This is a genomic window from Kribbella sp. NPDC104740, assembly GCF_055583505.1.
Genome location: NZ_JBVJNV010000002.1, coordinates 373,344 through 393,044, shown reverse-complemented (window position 1 = coordinate 393,044; position 19,701 = coordinate 373,344). Strand labels below are relative to the sequence as shown.

At 71.0% G+C, this 19,701-nt stretch carries 16 protein-coding genes; 12 read left to right on the top strand and 4 right to left on the bottom strand.

Annotated features, from left to right (window positions below; all coding sequences use genetic code 11):
* The 3 genes from ACZ6Z4_RS11450 to ACZ6Z4_RS11440 all read left to right on the top strand — a co-directional run.
* Positions 1-1,633: hypothetical protein (locus ACZ6Z4_RS11450; RefSeq protein ID WP_465561614.1), on the top strand; the 1,633-nt coding region annotated here is incomplete at its 5' end.
* Positions 1,630-2,154 (top strand): hypothetical protein, encoded by a 525-nt coding sequence (locus ACZ6Z4_RS11445; RefSeq protein ID WP_465561612.1) that lies wholly within the window; start codon positions 1,630-1,632, stop codon positions 2,152-2,154. The genes ACZ6Z4_RS11450 and ACZ6Z4_RS11445, both read left to right, overlap by 4 nt.
* A 1-nt stretch (position 2,155) precedes the next feature.
* Positions 2,156-2,473, top strand: a complete 318-nt coding sequence (locus ACZ6Z4_RS11440; protein WP_465561610.1) for a hypothetical protein — start codon at positions 2,156-2,158, stop codon at positions 2,471-2,473.
* A 144-nt stretch (positions 2,474-2,617) separates the two neighbouring features.
* Here ACZ6Z4_RS11440 and ACZ6Z4_RS11435 read toward each other — a convergent pair whose 3' ends face one another.
* Positions 2,618-3,505, bottom strand: coding sequence for a hypothetical protein (locus ACZ6Z4_RS11435; protein ID WP_465561607.1), 888 nt, complete (start codon positions 3,503-3,505; stop codon positions 2,618-2,620).
* 102 nt (positions 3,506-3,607) lie between these two features.
* On the opposite strand from ACZ6Z4_RS11435, the gene eccCa reads away from it, so the two are divergent.
* From eccCa to ACZ6Z4_RS11405, 6 genes are all read left to right on the top strand, one after another.
* Complete coding sequence (eccCa, locus tag ACZ6Z4_RS11430; protein WP_465561604.1) at positions 3,608-7,627, top strand: type VII secretion protein EccCa; 4,020 nt, start codon at positions 3,608-3,610, stop codon at positions 7,625-7,627.
* Position 7,628: 1 nt separating this feature from the next.
* A complete protein-coding gene (locus tag ACZ6Z4_RS11425) occupies positions 7,629-8,033 on the top strand; it encodes a hypothetical protein (RefSeq protein ID WP_465561602.1) in 405 nt (134 codons plus the stop codon).
* Complete coding sequence (locus tag ACZ6Z4_RS11420; protein ID WP_465561600.1) at positions 8,026-9,072, top strand: DUF6177 family protein; 1,047 nt, start codon at positions 8,026-8,028, stop codon at positions 9,070-9,072. The genes ACZ6Z4_RS11425 and ACZ6Z4_RS11420 overlap by 8 nt, the downstream gene beginning before the upstream one ends.
* Before the next feature lie 39 nt (positions 9,073-9,111).
* Positions 9,112-10,437 (top strand): type VII secretion integral membrane protein EccD, encoded by a 1,326-nt coding sequence (gene eccD, locus ACZ6Z4_RS11415; RefSeq protein WP_465561598.1) that lies wholly within the window; start codon positions 9,112-9,114, stop codon positions 10,435-10,437.
* Between the two features lie 9 nt (positions 10,438-10,446).
* Complete coding sequence (locus tag ACZ6Z4_RS11410) at positions 10,447-11,892, top strand: MinD/ParA family ATP-binding protein (protein WP_465561596.1); 1,446 nt, start codon at positions 10,447-10,449, stop codon at positions 11,890-11,892.
* An 82-nt stretch (positions 11,893-11,974) separates the two neighbouring features.
* The gene (locus ACZ6Z4_RS11405; RefSeq protein WP_465561594.1) at positions 11,975-12,460 is read left to right on the top strand and encodes a Rieske (2Fe-2S) protein; all 486 of its coding nucleotides are present in this window, start codon (positions 11,975-11,977) and stop codon (positions 12,458-12,460) included.
* Positions 12,461-12,548: 88 nt separating this feature from the next.
* On the opposite strand, the gene ACZ6Z4_RS11400 is transcribed toward ACZ6Z4_RS11405, so the two are convergent.
* The 3 genes from ACZ6Z4_RS11400 to ACZ6Z4_RS11390 all read right to left on the bottom strand — a co-directional run bounded on the left by ACZ6Z4_RS11400 (position 12,549) and on the right by ACZ6Z4_RS11390 (position 15,775).
* Positions 12,549-13,778 (bottom strand): S8 family peptidase, encoded by a 1,230-nt coding sequence (locus ACZ6Z4_RS11400; RefSeq protein WP_465561592.1) that lies wholly within the window; start codon positions 13,776-13,778, stop codon positions 12,549-12,551.
* Positions 13,779-13,884: 106 nt separating this feature from the next.
* On the bottom strand, positions 13,885-15,240 hold the full coding sequence (locus ACZ6Z4_RS11395; protein ID WP_465561590.1) for a S8 family peptidase: 1,356 nt from the start codon (positions 15,238-15,240) through the stop codon (positions 13,885-13,887).
* Between the two features lie 124 nt (positions 15,241-15,364).
* The gene (locus ACZ6Z4_RS11390; protein ID WP_465561588.1) at positions 15,365-15,775 is read right to left on the bottom strand and encodes a DUF6194 family protein; all 411 of its coding nucleotides are present in this window, start codon (positions 15,773-15,775) and stop codon (positions 15,365-15,367) included.
* A 95-nt stretch (positions 15,776-15,870) separates the two neighbouring features.
* On the opposite strand from ACZ6Z4_RS11390, the gene uvrC reads away from it, so the two are divergent.
* From uvrC to ACZ6Z4_RS11375, 3 genes are read left to right on the top strand one after another with little or no spacing between them, the layout of a single operon-like run.
* Positions 15,871-17,892, top strand: coding sequence for an excinuclease ABC subunit UvrC (gene uvrC, locus ACZ6Z4_RS11385; protein WP_465561586.1), 2,022 nt, complete (start codon positions 15,871-15,873; stop codon positions 17,890-17,892).
* Entirely contained in the window at positions 17,892-18,758 is an 867-nt protein-coding gene (gene rapZ, locus ACZ6Z4_RS11380; protein ID WP_363674054.1) for an RNase adapter RapZ, read from the top strand. Before uvrC ends, rapZ begins: the two co-directional genes overlap by 1 nt.
* Positions 18,755-19,696 carry a gluconeogenesis factor YvcK family protein gene (locus ACZ6Z4_RS11375; RefSeq protein WP_363674056.1) on the top strand — a complete coding sequence of 314 codons (942 nt, stop codon included), beginning with the start codon at positions 18,755-18,757 and terminating at the stop codon, positions 19,694-19,696. The genes rapZ and ACZ6Z4_RS11375 overlap by 4 nt, the downstream gene beginning before the upstream one ends.
* The last annotated feature ends 5 nt before the right edge of the window (positions 19,697-19,701 follow it).

The following is a 19,701-nucleotide window of genomic DNA, read 5'->3' as shown; positions in this document are numbered from 1 at the left end:
GCAGCAGCCGCATGCTCCTGAGCAGCAGGTTCCGTCGGCGCACGACCGTGCGCCGGACCCGTCGACTCGGCGGGAAGGGCCGGCGCCGCAGGATGCTCGGCCGTTGCACGACCAGCCGAGTGCACCGCGTACGCCGGAGCCTGGTGACATCAGCTGGCGTCTGAACCCGGACGGCCCGCCGGCTCCGCGTGATCCGAACCGGATCGAGAACGCCCTGCACCCCGATGGGCCGCCTGCTCCGCGGGTGCCGCGTGATCCGAACCGGATCGAGAACGCCCTGCACCCCGATGGGCCGCCTGCTCCGCGGGCGCCGCATGATCCGAACCGGATCGAGAATGCCCTGCACCCGGACGGGCCGCCTGCTCCGCATGCGCCGCACGATCCGAACCGGATCGAGAAGGCGCTCAATCCGGACGGGCCGCCTACTCCGCGTGATCCGAACCGGATTGAGAACGCCCTGCACCCGGACGGGCCGCCGGCGCCGCATGCGCCGCACGATCCGAACCGGATCGAGAAGGCGCTCAACCCGGACGGGCCGCCAGCGCCGCGTGATCCCAACCGGATCGAGAACGCGCTGCACCCCGACGGGCCGCCGGCTCCGCATGACCCGAACCGGATCGCCGATCGGTTGGATCCTGAGCGCACCACGCCGCGGGATCCCCGTGAGGACTTCATGCAGAAGCCCCCGCGCGACCCCCGCGAGGACTTCATGCAGCGTCCGGAGACTCCGCCGCGGGACCCGCGGTTGGACTACAAGTACGACCCGCCGCGGGATCCCCGGCTCGACTACCGGCATGACCCGCCGGGCGACGGGCCGGCCGCCGGCGGCGCTCACGACGGCCCCGCGCCGCACAACCAACCGGACGGACCGGCGCACAACCAGCCCGACAACCCGGCGCACCACCAGCCCGACCACCCCACGCACAACCAGCCCGACAGCCCCGCGCACGACCAGCGCGCCCAGGAGCCGGTGCACCCGCCGGAGCCTGCTGCGGCCGGGTCGAGCGATCGGTTGCCGGCCGAGGGTGACGGCGGCAACTCGGCGTACCCGGTCCGCGAACCCGACCACAACGAGTTCGTCAGGAGCAACGAGGCCGACGAGCTGTACCGGGAGATCCGGGGCGTCACCCACGACGTGCCGAAGATCGCGGAGGTCGTCGGGGTGGATCCGAAGATCGTGGACGTGGCGAAGCGGAACCTGTTCGTCAACAAGCACGACGTCCCGATCGGTGGTGGTGACATCCGGCACGGGAACTTCGAGGCGGACACCGACATCGGTGAGCTGTGGAAGGACGCGATGGACGGCAAGGTCCTCGACCCCGAGCGCACCAACCAGCTCCGTTCGCTGGTCGCGCACGAGTACGTCGAGGCGAAGCTGATGGAGGCGGGCATCCCGTACTCCTACGCGAACCCGCGGTCCTGGGACGAGGACATGGGGTACCTGTTCGGCAAGGACCACGCCGGCGCGCACCAGTTGGCGCCGCGGTCGCTGCAGTCGGGGGCCAACGCGGATCTGCTGGACCACTGGCCGAAGCTGAAGATCGGCCTGAACCCGCCGCCGGGTGGGCTCGCGCGGGACCTGTCCAACCTGGACGACGTGGTCCGGATCGTGAAGGAGAGAATGGGACGATGAGCGACACCGCCGCTGCTGAGCGGATGACGGAGCGGCTGCTGGCCGTGGCCTGGGACGGGGACCTGGCGTTCGGGGCGCAGCGGTCGCGGTTCCGGTTGACGCGGGAGTTCCTGCGGCGTACGGCGTTGTGGGGGCAGGCGCTGGAGCTGTCGGAGCGGTGGCCGTTCTTCGACCTGGCCGGTGCGCTGGATCCTTCGGTCGAGGTGAGTCCGGTGCTGCTGGAGAAGCTGAAGGTGGACGCGGCGACGGCGGGGACGAACCCGGTGCCGCCGGCGATGGCGGCGAACATCGTGCGCTGGGCGGCGCTGGGTGACCTGCCGCGGCAGCGGTTCCCGGAGCTGGAGGATCCGTACGAGCCGCTGGTGGCGTTGTTCGAGCGCGGCGGTGCGTACGTCGTGCAGAACGGGATGATCGAGCTCGGGTACGGCTCGTTCACGATCGGGGACCTGGCCGAGCGGGCCGGTCTGGAACCGAAGCCGATCGACGGGGCGACGCTGGACGCACTGGACGAGGAGAACTGAGATGAGCGAGAACGAGATCGGCCAGGACGAGCTGGAGCAGGCGCACGTGCTGCTGGCGGACTGGTTCAACGCGCGGGCCGGGGCGGACGAGCCGCGGCACGAGCCGGCGGCGTTCGCGGACTGGCAGGCCGGGCGCCGGGAGGAGTTCCTGGTGATGGCGCCGGCCGGTGGCATGTCGAACCAGCTGTACCTGGTCGGCGGCGGCGTGGTGCACCCGTACTCGCCGGCGCACGAGTCGCACGAGGGTGCGCTGGAGTACGCGCGTGGTCTGAGCAACGGGTCGATCCAGGCCGAGCCGCCGCAGCCGTCGCCGTTTTGAAGAGACCCTGAGCTCGACCGCGGCGCCCGCCGGCGCGGGGTGTCCGCGGACCACGGCGAACGCCCGGCGACGCAGCACCGCCAGCAGCCCGGCGGTCGCGAGTACTGAAAGGCCCAGCCGTCACGGCTGGGCCTTCGGTCGTTGTCAGCGACGGCCGCGGCGCCAGAACGGGGATTTGAGGGCCTTGGGCAACGTCACCGACGGGGTGACGTCCAGGTCGACCGGGAGCTCGGCGAGGAGTTCGCCGGTGAGCCAGTAGACGCCGGGGGAGCAGGGGTCGGCGGCGTCGGCGTACGACTTGGCGACCCAGCGGGCGAACTCGTCGACGCGGGCCTGCATGTCCAGTTTGCGGTCGACGGGGCAGACGACGAGCTGGTCGGTGGACGGGAGGGCGAGGATCGAGCCGCGGCCCTTGCCGCCGCCGGGCAGGAGCTGCTCGTGGTCGACGAGGGCCAGGCCGACGGTCTGGTCGCCGGGGCGGTGGAAGCGCTGGTACGGCGTACCAGCAACGTCCTGCAGCTCCAGGCCGGTGAGGCCGTCGAGGGTGAGCTCGAGGCCCGACGGGCTGCCGGGCAGGTGCAGTCCGTGCATGACGCGGCGGACCTGGGTGAGGCGGTGCCAGTCGGGGCCGCTCTGGATGCCGAAGGCGATCTCGAAGTAGCGGCCGAAGGGGACGCTGAGCCCGGCCAGGACGCTGTCGTACGCCGCGGTCCAGCCCTGCGGGCGCAGCGTGACCCGCTGGCGGTTCGCGACGGCGCCGTACAGGTGCTCGTCGGTGGCGACGCCGATCTCGGCGACGACGGCGCGCAGCCAGTCGTCGACGGTGCGCGGCCACAGGTGGTTCGGTTGCTGACGGCATCGATCGACGAGCTCGGTGAGGCCGACCTCGGCGCTGGAGACCAGGCCGCCGCGGCTCCAGCGCAGCTTGACGATCGGGCCCGCGGCGTCGAGCTCCGCGTCCGGCAGCAGCACCGGCAGCAGGTCGGCGACCAGGTCCAGCACCTGCCGCGGGTCGAACGGTGTCTCGGTCATCGGTAGTGAGCCGCCCCTCCACTAGAGTCCGGTGCAGCATGCCATCTGAGGCGTTCATGTCGTGCAGTCGAGGGGCCGGTCGGGCCCAGCTGAGGAGAGACAGTGTCGACACGACTCGTGCACCGCCCGGCGCGGAGCACCCGGAGTATCGACACCGGGCAGCCGCGGGTCATCGAGACCCCACCGCCCGGCGCGCGAGGCAAGGCCGGCGGGAACGCGATGCAGGCGCTGATGCCGGCCGTCGGTGTACTCGGGTCGGTCGGGATGATGAGCACGATGCGGACCGGGACGTCCGCCGTGATCGGCGTCGGCGTGCTCGCGCTGACCGTGGTCGGCACGTTCGGGATGATGTTCTCCCAGCGCGGCCGCTCCGGCAAGGAGAGCCGGGACCAGCGCAACCGGTACCTGGACTACCTCGAGCGGCTGCGCGAGGAGTTCGGCAAGATGGAGCGGCAGAACCGCAAGACCGCTCTCGCGCTGAACCCGCCGGCCGATGCGCTGGTCGACTGCGTCCGCGACCCGGCCCGGCTGTGGGAGCGGCGCCGCAGCGACCCGGACTTCCTGCTGGTCCGCTGCGCGACCGGGCGGATGCCCGTGGTCCCGGCGACGCTGGCGCAGAGCGGCTCGATGATGGACCCGCCGGACCCGTTCATGATGGCCGAGGCGGAGGCGCTGGCCCGCCGGTTCGCGCTGATGCCGGACATGCCGCTCACCATCCCGCTGGACCTCGCGGGCAACGTGAGCATCGTCGGCGACCGCGACGGCGTCGTACGGATCGCTCGGGCGCTGATGCTGCAGGCAGCGGTCTTCCACGCCCCGGAGGATCTGGAGGTGGCGGCCACCTTCCCGGCGTCGGCGCTCGACCAGTGGCAGTGGGTCGGCTGGCTGCCGCACACGGTGGACCCGGAGCGTCGCGAGGGCCCGCACCCGTTCCGCCGGATCGCTGCGAAGCCGGGTGACCTGGCCGAGCTGATCCGCGACGACGTCGCCTCCCGGGTCACGCTGGCCAGCGAGGCCCGCCGCGGCTCGCTGGGCAGCGACCAGCGCCGGATGATCCAGCGCATGCTCGTCCTGCACGACACGTACGGCGACGTGGCGACCGAGGTGACCCCGGCTGACCCGACGCTCGGCATCGGCGAGCTGGGCGTGACCGTGCTGCACCTGGTTCAGGACCGGATGCAGGAGCCGAGCAACGTGGCGATCCGCATCACCGTGCAGGAGGGCCACGTCCTGGTCGAGGACCTGCGCGGCGGTGGCTACATGACCGCCGAGGGGCAGCTCGACGACACCCCGCTGGCCACTGCTGAGGGCCTGGCGCGTTCGCTGGCGCCGCTGCGGCTGTCGGAGGAGTCGCTGGAGGAGGACGCGTCGCTGAAGACCGTCGACTTCATGGGCCTGCTGCAGATCCAGGACCCGGGTGACCTCGACCTGGAGCGGATGTGGGTGCCCCGCCACGAGCGGGCGTTCCTGCGGGTGCCGCTGGGTGTCGACAACCTCGGCCAGCCCGTCGTACTGGACCTGAAGGAGTCGGCCCAGCTGGGCATGGGTCCGCACGGCCTGTGCATCGGTGCGACCGGTTCCGGCAAGTCCGAGGTACTGCGGACGCTGGTGATGGGTCTGCTCGCGACGCACTCGCCGGAGGACCTGGCGATGGTGCTGATCGACTACAAGGGTGGTGCGACGTTCGCGCCGTTCGACGGCGTACCGCACGTGGCCGGCATCATCACCAACCTGGTCGACGACCCGTCGCTGACCGAGCGCGCCTACGCCAGCCTCGCCGGTGAGGTCCAGCGCCGGCAGCAGATGCTGAAGGACGCCGGCAACGTCGCCAACATCACCGACTACCGGCTGCTGCGGCAGCAGCGGCCGGAGATGCCGCCGTACCCGCACCTGTTCGTGCTGATCGACGAGTTCGGTGAGCTGCTCACCGCGCGGCCGGACTTCATCGACCTGTTCCTGTCGATCGGCCGGATCGGCCGGTCGATCGGTGTGCACCTGCTGCTGGCCAGCCAGCGGGTCGAGGGCGGCAAGCTGCGCGGCCTGGAGACCTACCTGTCGTACCGGCTGGGCCTGCGGACGTTCTCCGAGGAGGAGAGCCGCACGGTGCTCGACACCGAGGACGCGTTCCATCTGCCGCCGCTGCCCGGTTTCGGGTACCTGAAGGTCGACACCAGCGTCTACCAGCGGTTCCGTGCCGCCTACGTGTCCGGGCCGTACAAGGGCCGCGTGGTGCCGGAGGAGGAGAAGGCCAAGGACGGCCCCGCCGTGCGGCCGTACCTGGTCACGCCGTACCAGCAGCCGGATCTGGCCAAGCTGGCGGCGGAGGACGAGAAGAAGGACGACAAGGACGACTCGACCGAGCGCACCACCGGGCCGACGGTGCTCGGGGTGTTCGTCGACCAGGTCAAGCCGGCCGCGACGCCGGTCCCGCAGGTGTGGCTGCCGCCGCTGCCGAAGGTCTGCACGCTGGACCAGGTCGGCGGCCCGGTCGACATCACCGCGGCCCGCGGTCTCCAGTACGCCGTACCGGCGCCGCCGATGTCACCGGCGATCGGTGTCATCGACGACCCGCGCAAGCAGAGCCAGAGCGTGTTCCGGCTGGACCTGACCCACACCGGTGGGCACTGCGCGCTGATCGGCGGCCCGTCGTCGGGCAAGACGACGTTCCTGCGCACGCTGGTCACGTCGCTCGCGCACAGCTACACGCCGCAGGAGGTCGCGATCTACGCGATCGACCTGGCCGGTGGTGGTCTGCAGCCGCTGGCCGACCTGCCGCACGTCGGTGGGGTCGCGATCCGGACCGACCGGGAGAAGATCCGCCGGACGCTGGAGGAGGTCCGCGGCATGCTCGACCAGCGCGAGATCGTCTTCCGCGACCGCGGCATCGACACGATGGAGCGAATGCGCGCGATGCACGCCGCCGGTGAGCTGCCCGAGCTGCCGGTCGCCGACGTCGTCCTGGTGCTGGACAACTACGGCGCGATCAAGACCACGTTCGACGAGCTGGAGGAGCCGATCGCGGACCTGGTCCAGCGCGGCAGCAGCTACGGCATCCACATGGTCACCGCGATGCTGCGCTGGAGCGACGTCCGGATGGCGACGCAGACCCTGTTCGGTACCGTGCTGGAGCTGCGGCTGAACGATCCGTCGGACTCCAACATCGACCGACGGCTGCAGGAGACGATGCGCAACGCCGGGCCGGGCCGGGTGCTGACGCCGCGCGGCAAGCTGTTCGGCCAGCTGGCGCTGCCGCGGACCGACAGCCTGCTGCAGGACGACGACCTGAGCGAGGCGATCCAGGGCCAGGCGCTGGCGCTGAGCTCGGCCTGGCAGGGTCCGGTCGCGCCACGGGTGCGGGTGCTGCCGCACAAGCTGGAGCGGTCGACGATGCCCGGTCCGCAGCAGGAGCCGGTACGGGTGCCGATCGGCCTCGACGAGACAGCGATGGCACCGGTGCTGCTCGACCTGTTCGAGCGCGACGGCAACCTGGTCATCTTCGGCGACACGGCGTCCGGCAAGACCAACCTGCTGAAGCTGATCATGGAGCAGCTCACCGACCGGTACAGCTCGGACGAGGTCGTGTTCGCCGTGATGGACCCGCGGCGCGGACTGCGCGGCTTCCTCCCGGACAAGTACCTGGGCGGCTACGCGACCAGCGGCCGGGTCGGTGCCGGGCTGGCCGCCGGTGTGGCGGGCGAGCTGGAGAAGCGGCTGCCGGACGACCTGAACGACGCGGCGCCGCCGCCGGTCGCCGGTCCGAAGGTGATCGTCGTCGCCGACGACTACGACCTGCTGACCAGTGGTGGCCAGGCGCCGATGGACCCGTTCCTGCCGTACATCGCCTCCGGCCGCGACATCAGCCTGCACTTCGTGATCGCCCGCCGGGCCGCCGGTGCAGGCCGGGCCCTGTACGAGCCGTTCCTGACCACCGTGATGGAGTCCGGCACCGCTGGTCTGGTGCTGTCGGGCGACAAGGCCGAGGGCGCGCTGTTCACCGGCGCCCCTCCGGGCAACTACCCGCCGGGACGCGGGCTGTTCGTCCGCCGCGGTGAGCGGCCCTCCCTGATCCAGACCGCACTGGCGGACGGTACGACGTCCGCTGCCGACGAGAAGGCGGAGTGAAGTGAGCTACGACGTGGTGGCACTGATCGACGGCAGGCCGTCGTACCAGGACGTGCTCGCGGGCATGATGGCCGCGGGACCGGACTGGCTGGTGCGTGAGGTCTCCGACGGCGCGGTGCTGCAGCTGTGCAGCCCGGACGGTACTCCGCTGGCGTCGCTGGAGGCGCCGATCCTGATCCAGGTCCCCGGTGAGGTCGAGCGGATGCTCGGCCCGGAGCTGGCCGGCACCCGGACCCCGGTCTGGTGGATGGAGGTCCGCGCCAACCCGCAGGACGGCGGGCCCGAGCTGGCCGACCGGTACGCCGAGACGCTGGTGCAGCGGCTCGGTGGCCGGGTCTGGAAGCCCGCCCCGCCGCCGTTCAACCCGCCCACCCCCGCTGCTACCGCTGGAGGCCAGCATGGCTAACCCGGTCGAGCTCAGTCCGGCGATCGACATCCGGACCGACAAGGTCGTCGTGATCATGCAGGACCGCCCGGTGGTCGGCATGTCCGCCTGGATGGTGGACTCGCTGGCCGCGGCCGAGGCGGCGGGTCTCGGCCTGCAGCTGGTCACTCCGGCGACCACGCAGCTCACCTTCAACGCCCGGGCCACGCTGTTCAGCGGCGTCGACTCGCGCTGGGTGGTGACCGAGCCGAACGGCGAGGGCGCGTACGACGGCCAGGGCGGCTCGAAGCTGCAGTGGGACGGCCAGATGTTCTCCGCCGTCGCCGCCGGCGAGCAGGACAAGGTCGACATGAGCCCGACCTTCACGACGATCGACCTGGAGCTGCCCTGGCAGCTGATGATCACCGCGCGGGTCCGGTACCAGGCGCTGGAGACCACTGTCGTCGGCAAGGCCGCCGAGCAGCTGTTCAAGGACCTGACCGGCGCCGCACCGGCTGGCTGGGGCACGGCTGAGCCGGTCACCCAGCCCTGGAACGTCGGCCAGCTGACGGCGTACTGCCGTCGCCGGGCGCCGAAGCCGACCTGGTTGTCGCTGAGCGGCGGCAAGGACGGGCTGAGCGCAGCGGGAGCTGTGGAGATCCACCGGCGGCCTGCTGGGCTGGAGGAGGTCATCACGATGGCCGTCTCGACGCCGGACGGTCTTCCGACGCCGGACGCCGTGCGCAAGGTGGGGGAGCGGCTGGCCAACTCGTTCGAGCTGGTCTCGTTCTTCGCCCAGGGCGCGCGGGGCAACGGCAAGGACACCAACGCGATCCCGCACTGGACCGGCGTACCGGCTCCGATGGCGATGGCGGTCGGGAACGAGGCGCTGCAGGGCACGGGCGCCGAGCGCGCACTGGACCTGACCGGCGTCGCGGAGATCACCCCGGCGAAGATCGGCCCGTCCGGCCGGCCCGCGGTGTGGTACCCGATCGGCGACGGCAAGAACCAGCTCGACTGGAACATCTACAGCGCGCTGCTCGGCCGCCTGGTGCCTCCGGGCGCTCCTGTCCAGGCCTGAGCAATTTCAGTAGTAGTGACGATCAGAGAGGTGTGACGGGTGGCTGCGGTCTACAGCCGGGTGACCATCATCGGCCGGCAGCGTCAGATGGACGCCGTACTGCCGGTGGACGAGCCGTTGGGCCGGTTGATGCCCGACCTGCTCCGGATGCTCGGCGAACCGGTCGATCCGTCGCCGCGGCGCCGGTACCTGACCACCCCGACCGGGCAGACGGTCTCCTTGGAGCTGACGCTGGGCTCCGCGCAGATCGGTGACGGCGCCGTGCTCCGGCTGGCCGCCGAGGGCGAGGTCCCGCCGCCTCCGACCGTGTACGACGTAGCCGAGGAGGCCGTCGACGACCTGGAGCGGCGGGGGACCACCTTCCAGCGCAAGCACCGCCAGTGGGCCGCCGGCGCCGCGCTGATCTTCGCGCTGCTGGCCGGTGCGATCGCGCTGGTCCGGGCGACCCAGCCGGACATCGCTGCGTTCGTCGTGCTGGTGGTGGCGATCATCACCGGGCTCGGCGGCGTCGTCCTGGGCCGGGCCGACCAGCGGGCGACGGCGATCACGCTGCTGGTGGTGACGCCGGTGCTGCTGGCCATCGTGGCCTGGTCGCTGGGCATGTCCGAGGACTGGTCGGTACCGATGCGCGGTGGCATCGTCGCGCTCGCGCTGGGGGTTGGGCCGCTGCTGTTCGCGATGGCTGGCCTGGCCGGTGGCGGTCTGGTCGGCGGCGGTACGGCGATGGTCTTCGCGGTGATCTGGATCATCGGCGTCGGCGCCGGGGTCTCGGCGGACAAGCTGAGCGCGCTGATCGCGGTCGTGGCGGTGCTGCTGCTCGGCGTACTGCCGCGGCTGGCGCTGTCGCTGTCCGGGCTGACCGCGCTGGACGACGTACGGGCGCGGGGCAACGAGATCGGCCGGCCGGACGTCGAGGCGGCGCTCAACGCTGCCCACGTCGGTCTGGCGCTGTCGGCCACGGCCATCGCGCTCTGGTCGGCCGCTGCCGGGCTGGTGCTCGCGCTGCACGGCTCCGCCTGGACGGTGAGCATCGCCGCGCTGCTGGCGCTGCTGCTGTGCTCCCGCTCCCGGCTCTACCCGCTGGCCGCGGAGGTGCTCGGGCTGTTCGCCGCGGCCGGAGTCGTGATCGCCGCGCTGGTCCAGGATCTGTCCCAGCAGTCGGTGGGTGGCACACTGGTAGCAGTCGGACTACTCGTGGTGGTGGCGATGGTCGGAGGCTTCGGTCTCGCCTGGACCCCGCAGGACCACGTCCAGGTCCGGCTCGGTCAGGTCCTGGACCAGGTCCAGGTGCTGGCCGTGGTGGCGCTGGTCCCGTTGGTGCTCGGAGCCTTCGGGGTGTTCAGCGATCTGCTCGACGTCTTCTGATCGGATGGTATGACCGGGCCGAACTGGCAGGCGGACATGATGGACCGCCTGGACGACAAATCGGCGGCGACCGGCCCCCCGGCCGCGGCGCAGCCGCCTGCCCAGCACCAGGCACCGGTGCCGGTGGAGCAGACGATGACGCCTCCGCCGGTGCCGACCGGTGGTGGGTGGGGTGCACCTGTTCCTCCGCAGCAGCAGGTGCCCCAGTACGAGCAGCCCCAGTACGAGCAGCAGCAGTACGGCCAGCAGTATCAGCAGCAGTACCAGCAGCAACCTCCGCCACAGCAGTACCAGAACCCTCAGTACCAGCAGCAGTGGCAGCAGCCGCCACCTCCTCAGCAGTACCAGCAGCCGTACTACCCGCAGCAGCAGGAGTATCAGCAGCAGCCCCCGCCACCTCCACAGCAGCAACAACAGCAGCAGTGGCAGCAGCCTCCGTACCCGCAGTACCAGCAGCCGCCGGTCCAGCAGTACGAGCAGCAGTACCAGCAGTACCCGCCACCTCAGGGTGACGGCAGCTGGAACGCTCCTCAGCAGCAGGAGTCCGGCGGCTGGGACAACCCCACGCCGGACGGCGGTCCCGGGCGGCAGGCCTACACGCCGCAGTACCAGGACCCCCTGGCCGGAGCGTTGCCGGTGGCAACGAACACGGTCGGCCTGCAGCACGAGGACAAGCCCGGCGGGTTCTTCCGCAAGATCGGCCGGTTCGCGGCCGAGGCGGCGTACATCGCCGGGGCGTCGGGCCGGATGCAGCGCGACGTCGAGAACATCGCGGTGATCCGCCGCCCGATCGGGATCGGCCGGATGATCGGTGTGCTCGGCCCGGTGCCGCAGAGCGGCACGTCCACGGTGACCGCGCTGCTGGCCGACACGATCGCCTCGCAGCGCAGCGACCTGGTGCTGGCCGTCGACGCGTTCCCGCTCGAGGGCAAGCTCACCCACCGGCTGGACCAGGGGATCGCGAACACACCGAACTCCCGCGTCCAGCTGGCCCGCGCCGAGTCGACGGCGGACGCGATCAGCGACGTGCTGGCCGCGCGCAACGTCGGCGGCGCGAACCAGATCCCGATCTCGCTGGTGGACTGCCCGGCCGGCCTGTTCGACGAGGCCACGGCGTACGTCGCCGGCTCGGCGCACGCGGTCGCCGTGGTCATCCCGACCGCCCGCGAGGACGCACCGGCCAGCATCGCGCAGCTCGACCAGCTCACCCCGGAGGGTCAGCAGATGCTGGTCCAGAAGGGGCTGGTGATCATCGCGGAGAACCGGCCGGACGACCCGGAGCCGGTCCGCTGGCTGCAGTCGGCCGTCTCCGACCGCGGACTCGGGTACGTCGTCCTCCCGTACGACGCGCACTTCCAGCACGCCTGGCCGCTGCGCCCGGAGATGCTCGAGCCGGCCACCCGGCGGGCCGCGCTGGAGATGGCGGCCCGGCTGGTGGAACGCGCCACCCGCTGAACAAGTTTCACGGCGGCGTTGAACCGATCGGCGGTTCTGCTCGTTTGTGGGGAGTACATCCAGGTTGACGGAGGCCAGATTCATGACTGACCAGACGGACAGACGATCGGTACTGCGCGGAGCCGCGGTGGTCGGTCTCGCCGGCGTGGGCGCGCCGCTGCTCGCCGCGTGCGGTGACGACGGCGACGCCGGCGGCACGCCGAGCAGCACCGAGACCAGCTCCGCCCCGAGTGACGCGCCGTCCTCGGCGCCCAATTCGGCGCCGTCCAGCGCCGGTGGCCCGGTGCTCGGGCCGGCTTCCGACGTACCGGTCGGCGGCGGCGCGATCTTCAAGGACGCGAAGGTGGTCGTCACCCAGCCGACCGCCGGGCAGTACAAGGGCTTCACCGCGGTCTGCACGCACATGGGCTGCATCGTGGCGAAGGTCGAGAACGGTGAGATCGACTGCAACTGCCACGGCAGCAAGTTCAGCGCCGCCGACGGCAGCGTGAAGAGCGGTCCGGCCCGCGACCCGCTGGCCGCGGTGAACGTGTCGGTGCAGGGCGGCAACATCGTCGGCCCGGCCTGACACACCCCTCACCTTCGTCTTTGGGCACCGCCCAGCCAAGAATTCGGGGTTCTGGTGGCTGAGCGGTGCCCAAAGACGGTTTGAGGGGTTAGTTGTGGGTTGCCGGGTCGACGGCGCCGACGAAGAGCAGCTTGTTCGGGGAGCCCGCGCCCGGCTCGCCGACCTTGTCCGGCGTCGAGGCGCCGAGCAGCGCGGTGGCCACGTCGGCCGGCTTGGCGTCCGGGTGGTCGGCCAGGTAGAGCGCGACCCCGCCGGCGACGTGCGGCGTGGCCATCGACGTACCGCTCATCGTGTCGGTCGCGTCCGGCCCGGTGATCCCGACCGACTCCACGTCGACCCCCGGCGCGAACAGGTCGACGCACTTGCCGAAGTTCGAGAACGACGCCTTGGCGTCGGTGTCGTCGGTCGCGCCGACCGTGATCGCCGACGGCTCCTTGGCCGGGGAGGTGGTGCAGGCGTCCGCGGTCTCGTTGCCGGCCGCAACGGCGTACGTGACCCCGGAGTCCACCGACGCCTTGACCGCCGCGTCCAGCGCCGCGTCCGCACCGCCACCGAGGCTCATGTTGGCCACGGCCGGCTTCTTCGCGTTCGCGGTCACCCACTCGATCCCGGCCACCACGGACTCGGTCGAGCCCGAGCCGGCGCAGTCGAGCACCCGGACGCCGAACACCTTCGCGCCCTTGGCCAGACCGTAGGTCTCACCGGCGATCGTGCCCGCGACGTGGCTGCCGTGCCCGGCGCAGTCGATACCTTCCTTGCCGTCGCCAACGGTGTCGGTACCGACCGAGGCCCGGCCGCCGAAGTCCTTGTGGTCGGGGTAGATGCCGGTGTCGATCACATAGACGTTCACGTTCTCGGCGGTCGACGAGCCGGTGTACTTCTTGTCCAGCGGCAGGTCACGCTGGTCGGCCCGGTCCAGGCCCCACGGCGGGTTGTCCTGGTTCGCCTTCATCGTCTGGTTCTGCTGCACGAACGCGACCCGCTCGTCACCGGCCAGCTTCTTGGCCTGCTCCTCGCTCATCGACGCGGAGAAACCCTGGATCGACGCGCTGAACTGCTTGCGCACGGTCGCGTCGTACGACGCCGCCAGGCTCTGGGTGGTGGCCTTGGTCGCCGCGACGGACCGTTCGCCCTTCAGGACGACGACGTAGCTGCCGGGGATGGCGGTCGCGCTGCCGGCGCCGCGGACGGTTGCGGTAGCCGGCTCGTCGGCATTGCTGGCCAGTCCGGTGGTCACCAATCCGGTGACGGCCAGCGCTGACGCGGCGACGCCGCCGAGCACTGCTCTGGTACGGCGGGACGAGATGTACGGGGACATGGGCGGTATCTCCCTCTGCGAGTTGCGTGCGGCCCGGTGCCTCACGCTCGGTCCTGCCGTACACCCTGGGTGACAGACCGTGCTCGCCGCTCATCCCAACCGGTGATCAGTTCCGAGGTATGGGGCGCTCCGCAACAGAACCGTCGGGCGACCGCAACGTGCTGCTCGGCGTGCCGACCGGCGTCGTGCTCGGCGTCACCACGGGGGTCTCGGTCGGAGTGGGAGTCGGGGTCGGCGTCACCGGGGGAGGAGTGACCGGCGTCGGCGGCACCAGGTAGAGCAGCTTGTTCGGCGACCCGGTCCCCGGATCCTTGACGGCGTCCGAGGTCGCTGCCTCCAGCAACGCTTTCGTCACCTGCTCGGGCGTCGCCTCCGGGTTGTCCGCCAGGTACAGGGCGATCGCGCCCGCCACGTGCGGTGTCGCCATCGACGTCCCGCTCTTGGTGTCGGTTGCCTCCGGCCCGGTGATCCCGACCGACTCGATGTCCACCCCCGGCCCGAACAGGTCGACACAGGCGCCGTAGTTCGAGAAGTTCGCCCGGGTGTCGCTGCGGTCGGTCGCCCCGACGGTGACCGCCGACGGCTCCCGGGACGGCGACACTCCGCAGGCGTCCGCGCTTTCGTTGCCCGCAGCAACGGCGTAGTTGATGCCCGAGGCCACCGACGCCTTGACCGCGGCGTCCAGGGCCGGATCGGTGCTGCCGCCCAGGCTCATGTTCGCGACCGCGGGCTTCACCGCGTTCGTGGTGACCCACTCGACCCCGGCGACGACCGACTCGGTGGTCCCGTTGCCGGAGCAGTCGAGGACCCGGACGCCGACCACCTTCGCGGCCTTGGCCACGCCGTACTTGGTGCCGGCGATCGTGCCCGCCACGTGGCTGCCGTGCCCGGCGCAGTCGACGCCGTTCTGGCCGTCGCCGATGGTGTCGGTCCCGATCGAGGCGCGACCGCCGAAGTCCTTGTGCTCGGCGTAGATCCCGGTGTCGATCACGTAGGCGTGAACGGTGCTCGCGGTGGTGTCGGACTCGAACTTCTCGTCCAGCGGCAGCGTGCGCTGGTCGCTGCGGTCGAGGCCCCACGGCGGGTCGTCCTGCGTTGCCTTGAGCACCTGGTTCTGCTGCACGAAGCCGACCCGCGGGTCCGCGGCGACCTGCTGCGCCTGCTCCGGGCTCATCGCGGCCGAGAAGCCGCGCACCGACGCGTGGAACTCACGCCGTACGGTCACGTCGTACGTCGACGCGAGGCTGCGGTTGGTGGCCCGGGTCATGTCCTCCGACGGCGTCCCGCTGAGCACGACGATGTAGCTGCCCGGGACCGCTGTCGGGCTGTCGGCTTCGAGGACGGTCGGCGCGAACCGGTCGGTCTCCGGGGCGACCCGCGCGACGGCGGGGAGGGCCGTGGAGCAGACCAGGACAGCGGTGAGCGCGCCGGCCAGCGAGCGCGAGGTGGTGAACGGCTTCATCGGTGACTCCCTGACTCGGCACACAGCGGGTCACCGTCGACGCTAGAACCGCGGTCCCGGGCGGCGGCGCCACCGACCGGGAGCAGAGTGGAAGCCGTAACAAGATCTCAGCCGGGCCGAGACGTCAGCGCTTCCGGAAGTTGTCGTACTTGCGGACGGCGAACGCGTACGCCGAGTCGACCAGCGACACGAGCTCCTTCAGTGTCGCCTCCGACGGCGAGACGACGCAGATCCAGTACTGCGGGGCGTAGACCGGATGTGGCATCACGGTGTCGAGCGCGGTGTGGTCGAGGTCGTCCGGGATCGAAGGGAACAGGTCGAGGTAGTCGGCCTTCGGCAGCCCGAGGTTGAGCCGCTCGACCCCGGGCCGGTCTAGGTTCGAGGCGCTGTCGTAGACGTCGGAGGTGACCAGGGTGGCCCACGGCATCTGCCGCTCGGGCGGGAGGTCGCCGGCCGGGTCGTAGATCCAGAACGTGTCGCCGTGCGCGGTCAGGGTCCGGCCGCCGGGCCGGTCGAGGTACTCGCCGAGGTTCATGCCTTCAAGCGTCTCATTGAAGCTGCAGTGGAGACTTTTCGCTGGTGGAGCCAGTACGCGCGAGCGTTGTCGGCGCGGCGAACTAGGGTGGTGCGGTGGCTGATCCATCGTCGTACCGCCCGGCTCCGGGCTCCATCCCCGACTCGCCCGGGGTGTACCGCTTCAGCGACGCCGGCGGCCGGGTGATCTACGTCGGCAAGGCGAAGAACCTGCGCGCCCGGCTGTCGTCGTACTTCCAGGACCTGGCCAACCTGCACCCGCGGACCCAGTCGATGGTGACCACCGCGGCGAAGGTCGACTGGACCGTGGTCTCGACCGAGGTCGAGTCGCTGCAGCTGGAGTACTCCTGGATCAAGGAGTACGACCCGAGGTTCAACGTGAAGTACCGGGACGACAAGTCCTACCCGTGGCTCGCGATCACCCTCAACGAGGAGTACCCGCGGGTGATGGTCGGCCGCGGCCAGAAGAAGAAGGGCATCCGGTACTTCGGCCCGTACAGCCACGCCTGGGCGATCCGCGAGACCGTCGACCTGCTGCTCCGGGTCTTCCCGATGCGCTCGTGCAGCAAGGGCGTCTTCAACCGGCACCGCCAGATCGGCCGGCCCTGCCTGCTCGGCTACATCGGCAAGTGCGCCGCGCCCTGCACCGGCCAGGTCAGCCAGGAGGAGCACCGGCAGATCGTCGACGACTTCGCCGCGTTCCTGTCCGGCCAGACCGCGACCTACGTGCGCCGGCTGGAGAAGGAGATGAAGGCCGCGGCGGCCGAGCTGGAGTACGAGCGGGCCGCGAAGATCCGCGACGACCTGGCCGCGCTGGAGAAGGCGCTGGCCAAGAACGCGGTCGTCCTCGGCGACGGCACCGACACCGACGTGGTCGCGCTCAGCGAGGACCCGCTCGAGGTCGCGGTGCAGATCTTCTACGTCCGCGGCGGCCGGATCCGCGGCCAGCGCGGGTTCATCGCCGACAAGGCCGACGGCACCGCGACCACCGGCGACCTGGTCTCGCGGTTCATCCAGCAGATGTACGCCGCCGAGAGCGCCGACGCGATCCCGCGCGAGATCCTGGTGCCCGTCGTACCGGACGACGAGGACGCGCTGACCGAGTGGCTGTCGGAGCTGCGCGGGTCGCGGGTCTCGATCCGGATGCCGCAGCGCGGCGACAAGAAGGCGCTGATGGAGACCGTCGAGCGGAACGCGCTGCAGACGCTGACCATGCACAAGACCAAGCGGGCCAGCGACCTGACCACCCGCAACCAGGCGCTGGAGGAGATCCAGGCCGCGCTCGACCTGCCCGAGGCGCCGCTGCGGCTGGAGTGCTACGACGTCTCGAACCTGCAGGGCACCGAGGTGGTCGCCTCGATGGTGGTCTTCGAGGACGGGCTGCCGCGCAAGAGCGAGTACCGGCGGTTCGTGATCAAGGGGGTCGAGGGGCAGAACGACGTCGCCTCGATCGCCGAGGTGCTGACCCGCCGGTTCAAGCGGCTGCTGGACGAGCGCGCGACCGTCCCCGAGGACGAGGACCCGACCGCGAACCTGATCGACCCCGAGACCGGGCGGGCGAAGAAGTTCTCGTACGCGCCGGGTCTGGTGGTCGTCGACGGTGGTCCGCCGCAGGTCGCGGCCGCGCGGCAGGCGATGGACGAGCTCGGTCTCGGCGACATCCCGGTCTGCGGCCTGGCCAAGCGGCTCGAGGAGGTCTGGCTGCCCGACGACGAGGACCCGGTGATCTTCTCCCGGACCTCCGAGGGGCTCTACCTGCTCCAGCGGCTGCGCGACGAGGCGCACCGGTTCGCGATCACCCACCACCGCAACCGGCGCTCGAAGTCGATGGTGGAGAGCGTGCTGGACGACGTACCGGGGCTGGGGGAGGTCCGCCGCAAGACCCTGCTGCGGCACTTCGGCTCGCTGCGCAAGCTCCGGTCGGCGACCGTCGACGAGGTCGCCGACCTGCCCGGGTTCGGCCGCCGGACGGCGGAGTCGGTGATCATCGCGGTGAACGCTGCCGCAACGAAGGCCGACACCGGCCGGGCGCCGTCGGTGAACACCGCCACAGGCGAGATACTGGACGACGACGGACCGGGGCCCGCCGGTCCGCCGAACGGGGAGATCCGAAACTGATGGACCAGTCCAGTGGCAACTTGATCATCGTGTCCGGGATGTCCGGCGCCGGCCGCAGCTCGGTCGCCGACGTCTTGGAGGACCTCGGCTGGTTCGTGGTCGACAACCTGCCACCCATGTTCCTGACCACGATCGTCGAGCAGGTGGTCGGCACCGGCGCCTCGCCGCGGCTGGCCGTCGTCGTCGACGTCCGGACCGGGATGTTCTTCGATGAGCTCGGTGGTGCGCTGGAAGACCTGCGGACCAAGGGGTACCGGCCGCAAGTGCTGTTCCTGGAGGCCAGCGACGACGTGATCGTGCGCCGCCAGGAGAGCGTCCGGCGCCCGCACCCGCTGCAGGGCGAGGGCCGGCTGCTGACCGGGATCCAGCGCGAGCGCGCGCTGCTCGGCGACATCCGGGCCGGCGCCGACCTGGTGATCGACACCTCGAACCTGAACATCCACCAGCTCGCCGCGAAGATCGTGAACGCCTTCGGCGACGAGGAGAACGCCGAGCTGCGGGCGACCGTGGTGTCGTTCGGCTTCAAGTACGGCATCCCGGTCGACGCCGACGTGGTGGCCGACATGCGCTTCGTCCCGAACCCGTACTGGCAGCCCGACCTGCGCCCGATGACCGGCCAGGACAAACCTGTGTCAGACTTCGTCCTCGGTCATCCGCTGGCCCAGCAGTTCCTGCAGAACTACGTGGACGTGCTGGACACCCTGCGGACCGGTTATCTGAACGAGGGCAAGCGGTTCGTCACGGTCGCGATCGGCTGCACCGGTGGAAAGCACCGGAGTGTGGCGATGGCCGAGGAGATCGGGCGCCGCCTGCGGGAGAAGGGGTCACCGACGTTGGTGGTGCACAGAGATCTGGGGCGGGAGTGACGAGAGCCCCACGGGTTGTCGCACTGGGCGGCGGGCACGGTCTCGCCGCGAATCTGTCTGCGCTGCGTCAGGTCACCGACCAGCTGACCGCCGTCGTCACGGTCGCTGACAACGGCGGTTCGTCGGGGCGCCTGCGCAAGGAGCTCGGCGTACTGCCGCCGGGGGACCTGCGGATGGCGCTGGCCGCGCTCTGCCGCGACGACGAGTGGGGCCGGACCTGGGCCGACGTGCTCCAGCACCGGTTCCGCAGCGACGGCGCGCTGCACGACCACGCGGTCGGGAACCTGCTGATCGTCGCCCTCTGGGAGCTGCTCGGCGAGGCTGTCGACGGGCTCGACTGGGTCGCCCGGCTGCTGGGCGCGCAGGGCCGGGTGCTGCCGATGTCCGCCGTACCGCTGGACATCACCGCGCGCGTGATCGGGCTCGATCCGGCGCACCCGGAGGCGATCACGGAGATCCGCGGCCAGACCGAGGTCGCCACGACCGAGGGGCACGTCGTCGACGTCGCGCTCGACCCCGCCGATCCGCCGGCCTGTCCGGAGGCGCTGGTCGCGGTCGCCGAGGCCGACTGGGTCGTCGTCGGGCCGGGCTCGTGGTTCACGTCGGTGATCCCGAACCTGCTCGTCCCGGCGCTGTGCCGTGGGCTGGAGCAGACCAGCGCGCGCCGGCTGGTGACACTCAACCTGGGCGAGCAGAAGGGCGAGACCGACGGGTTCTCTCCCGAGACGCACCTCGAGGTGCTGGCCGCGCACGCCCCGGAGCTGCGGATCGATGTCGTGCTCGCCGACGAGGGCCACGTGCCCGACCCGGCGTCGTTACGGCGTACGGCGAGCTCGCTCGGCGCGGAACTGGTGGTCGCGGACATCGCCGACGACCACCAGCAGCTGCACCACGACTCCGCCAAGCTGGCGAAGATCTACCGCGAACTGTTCGCCTGAACCCG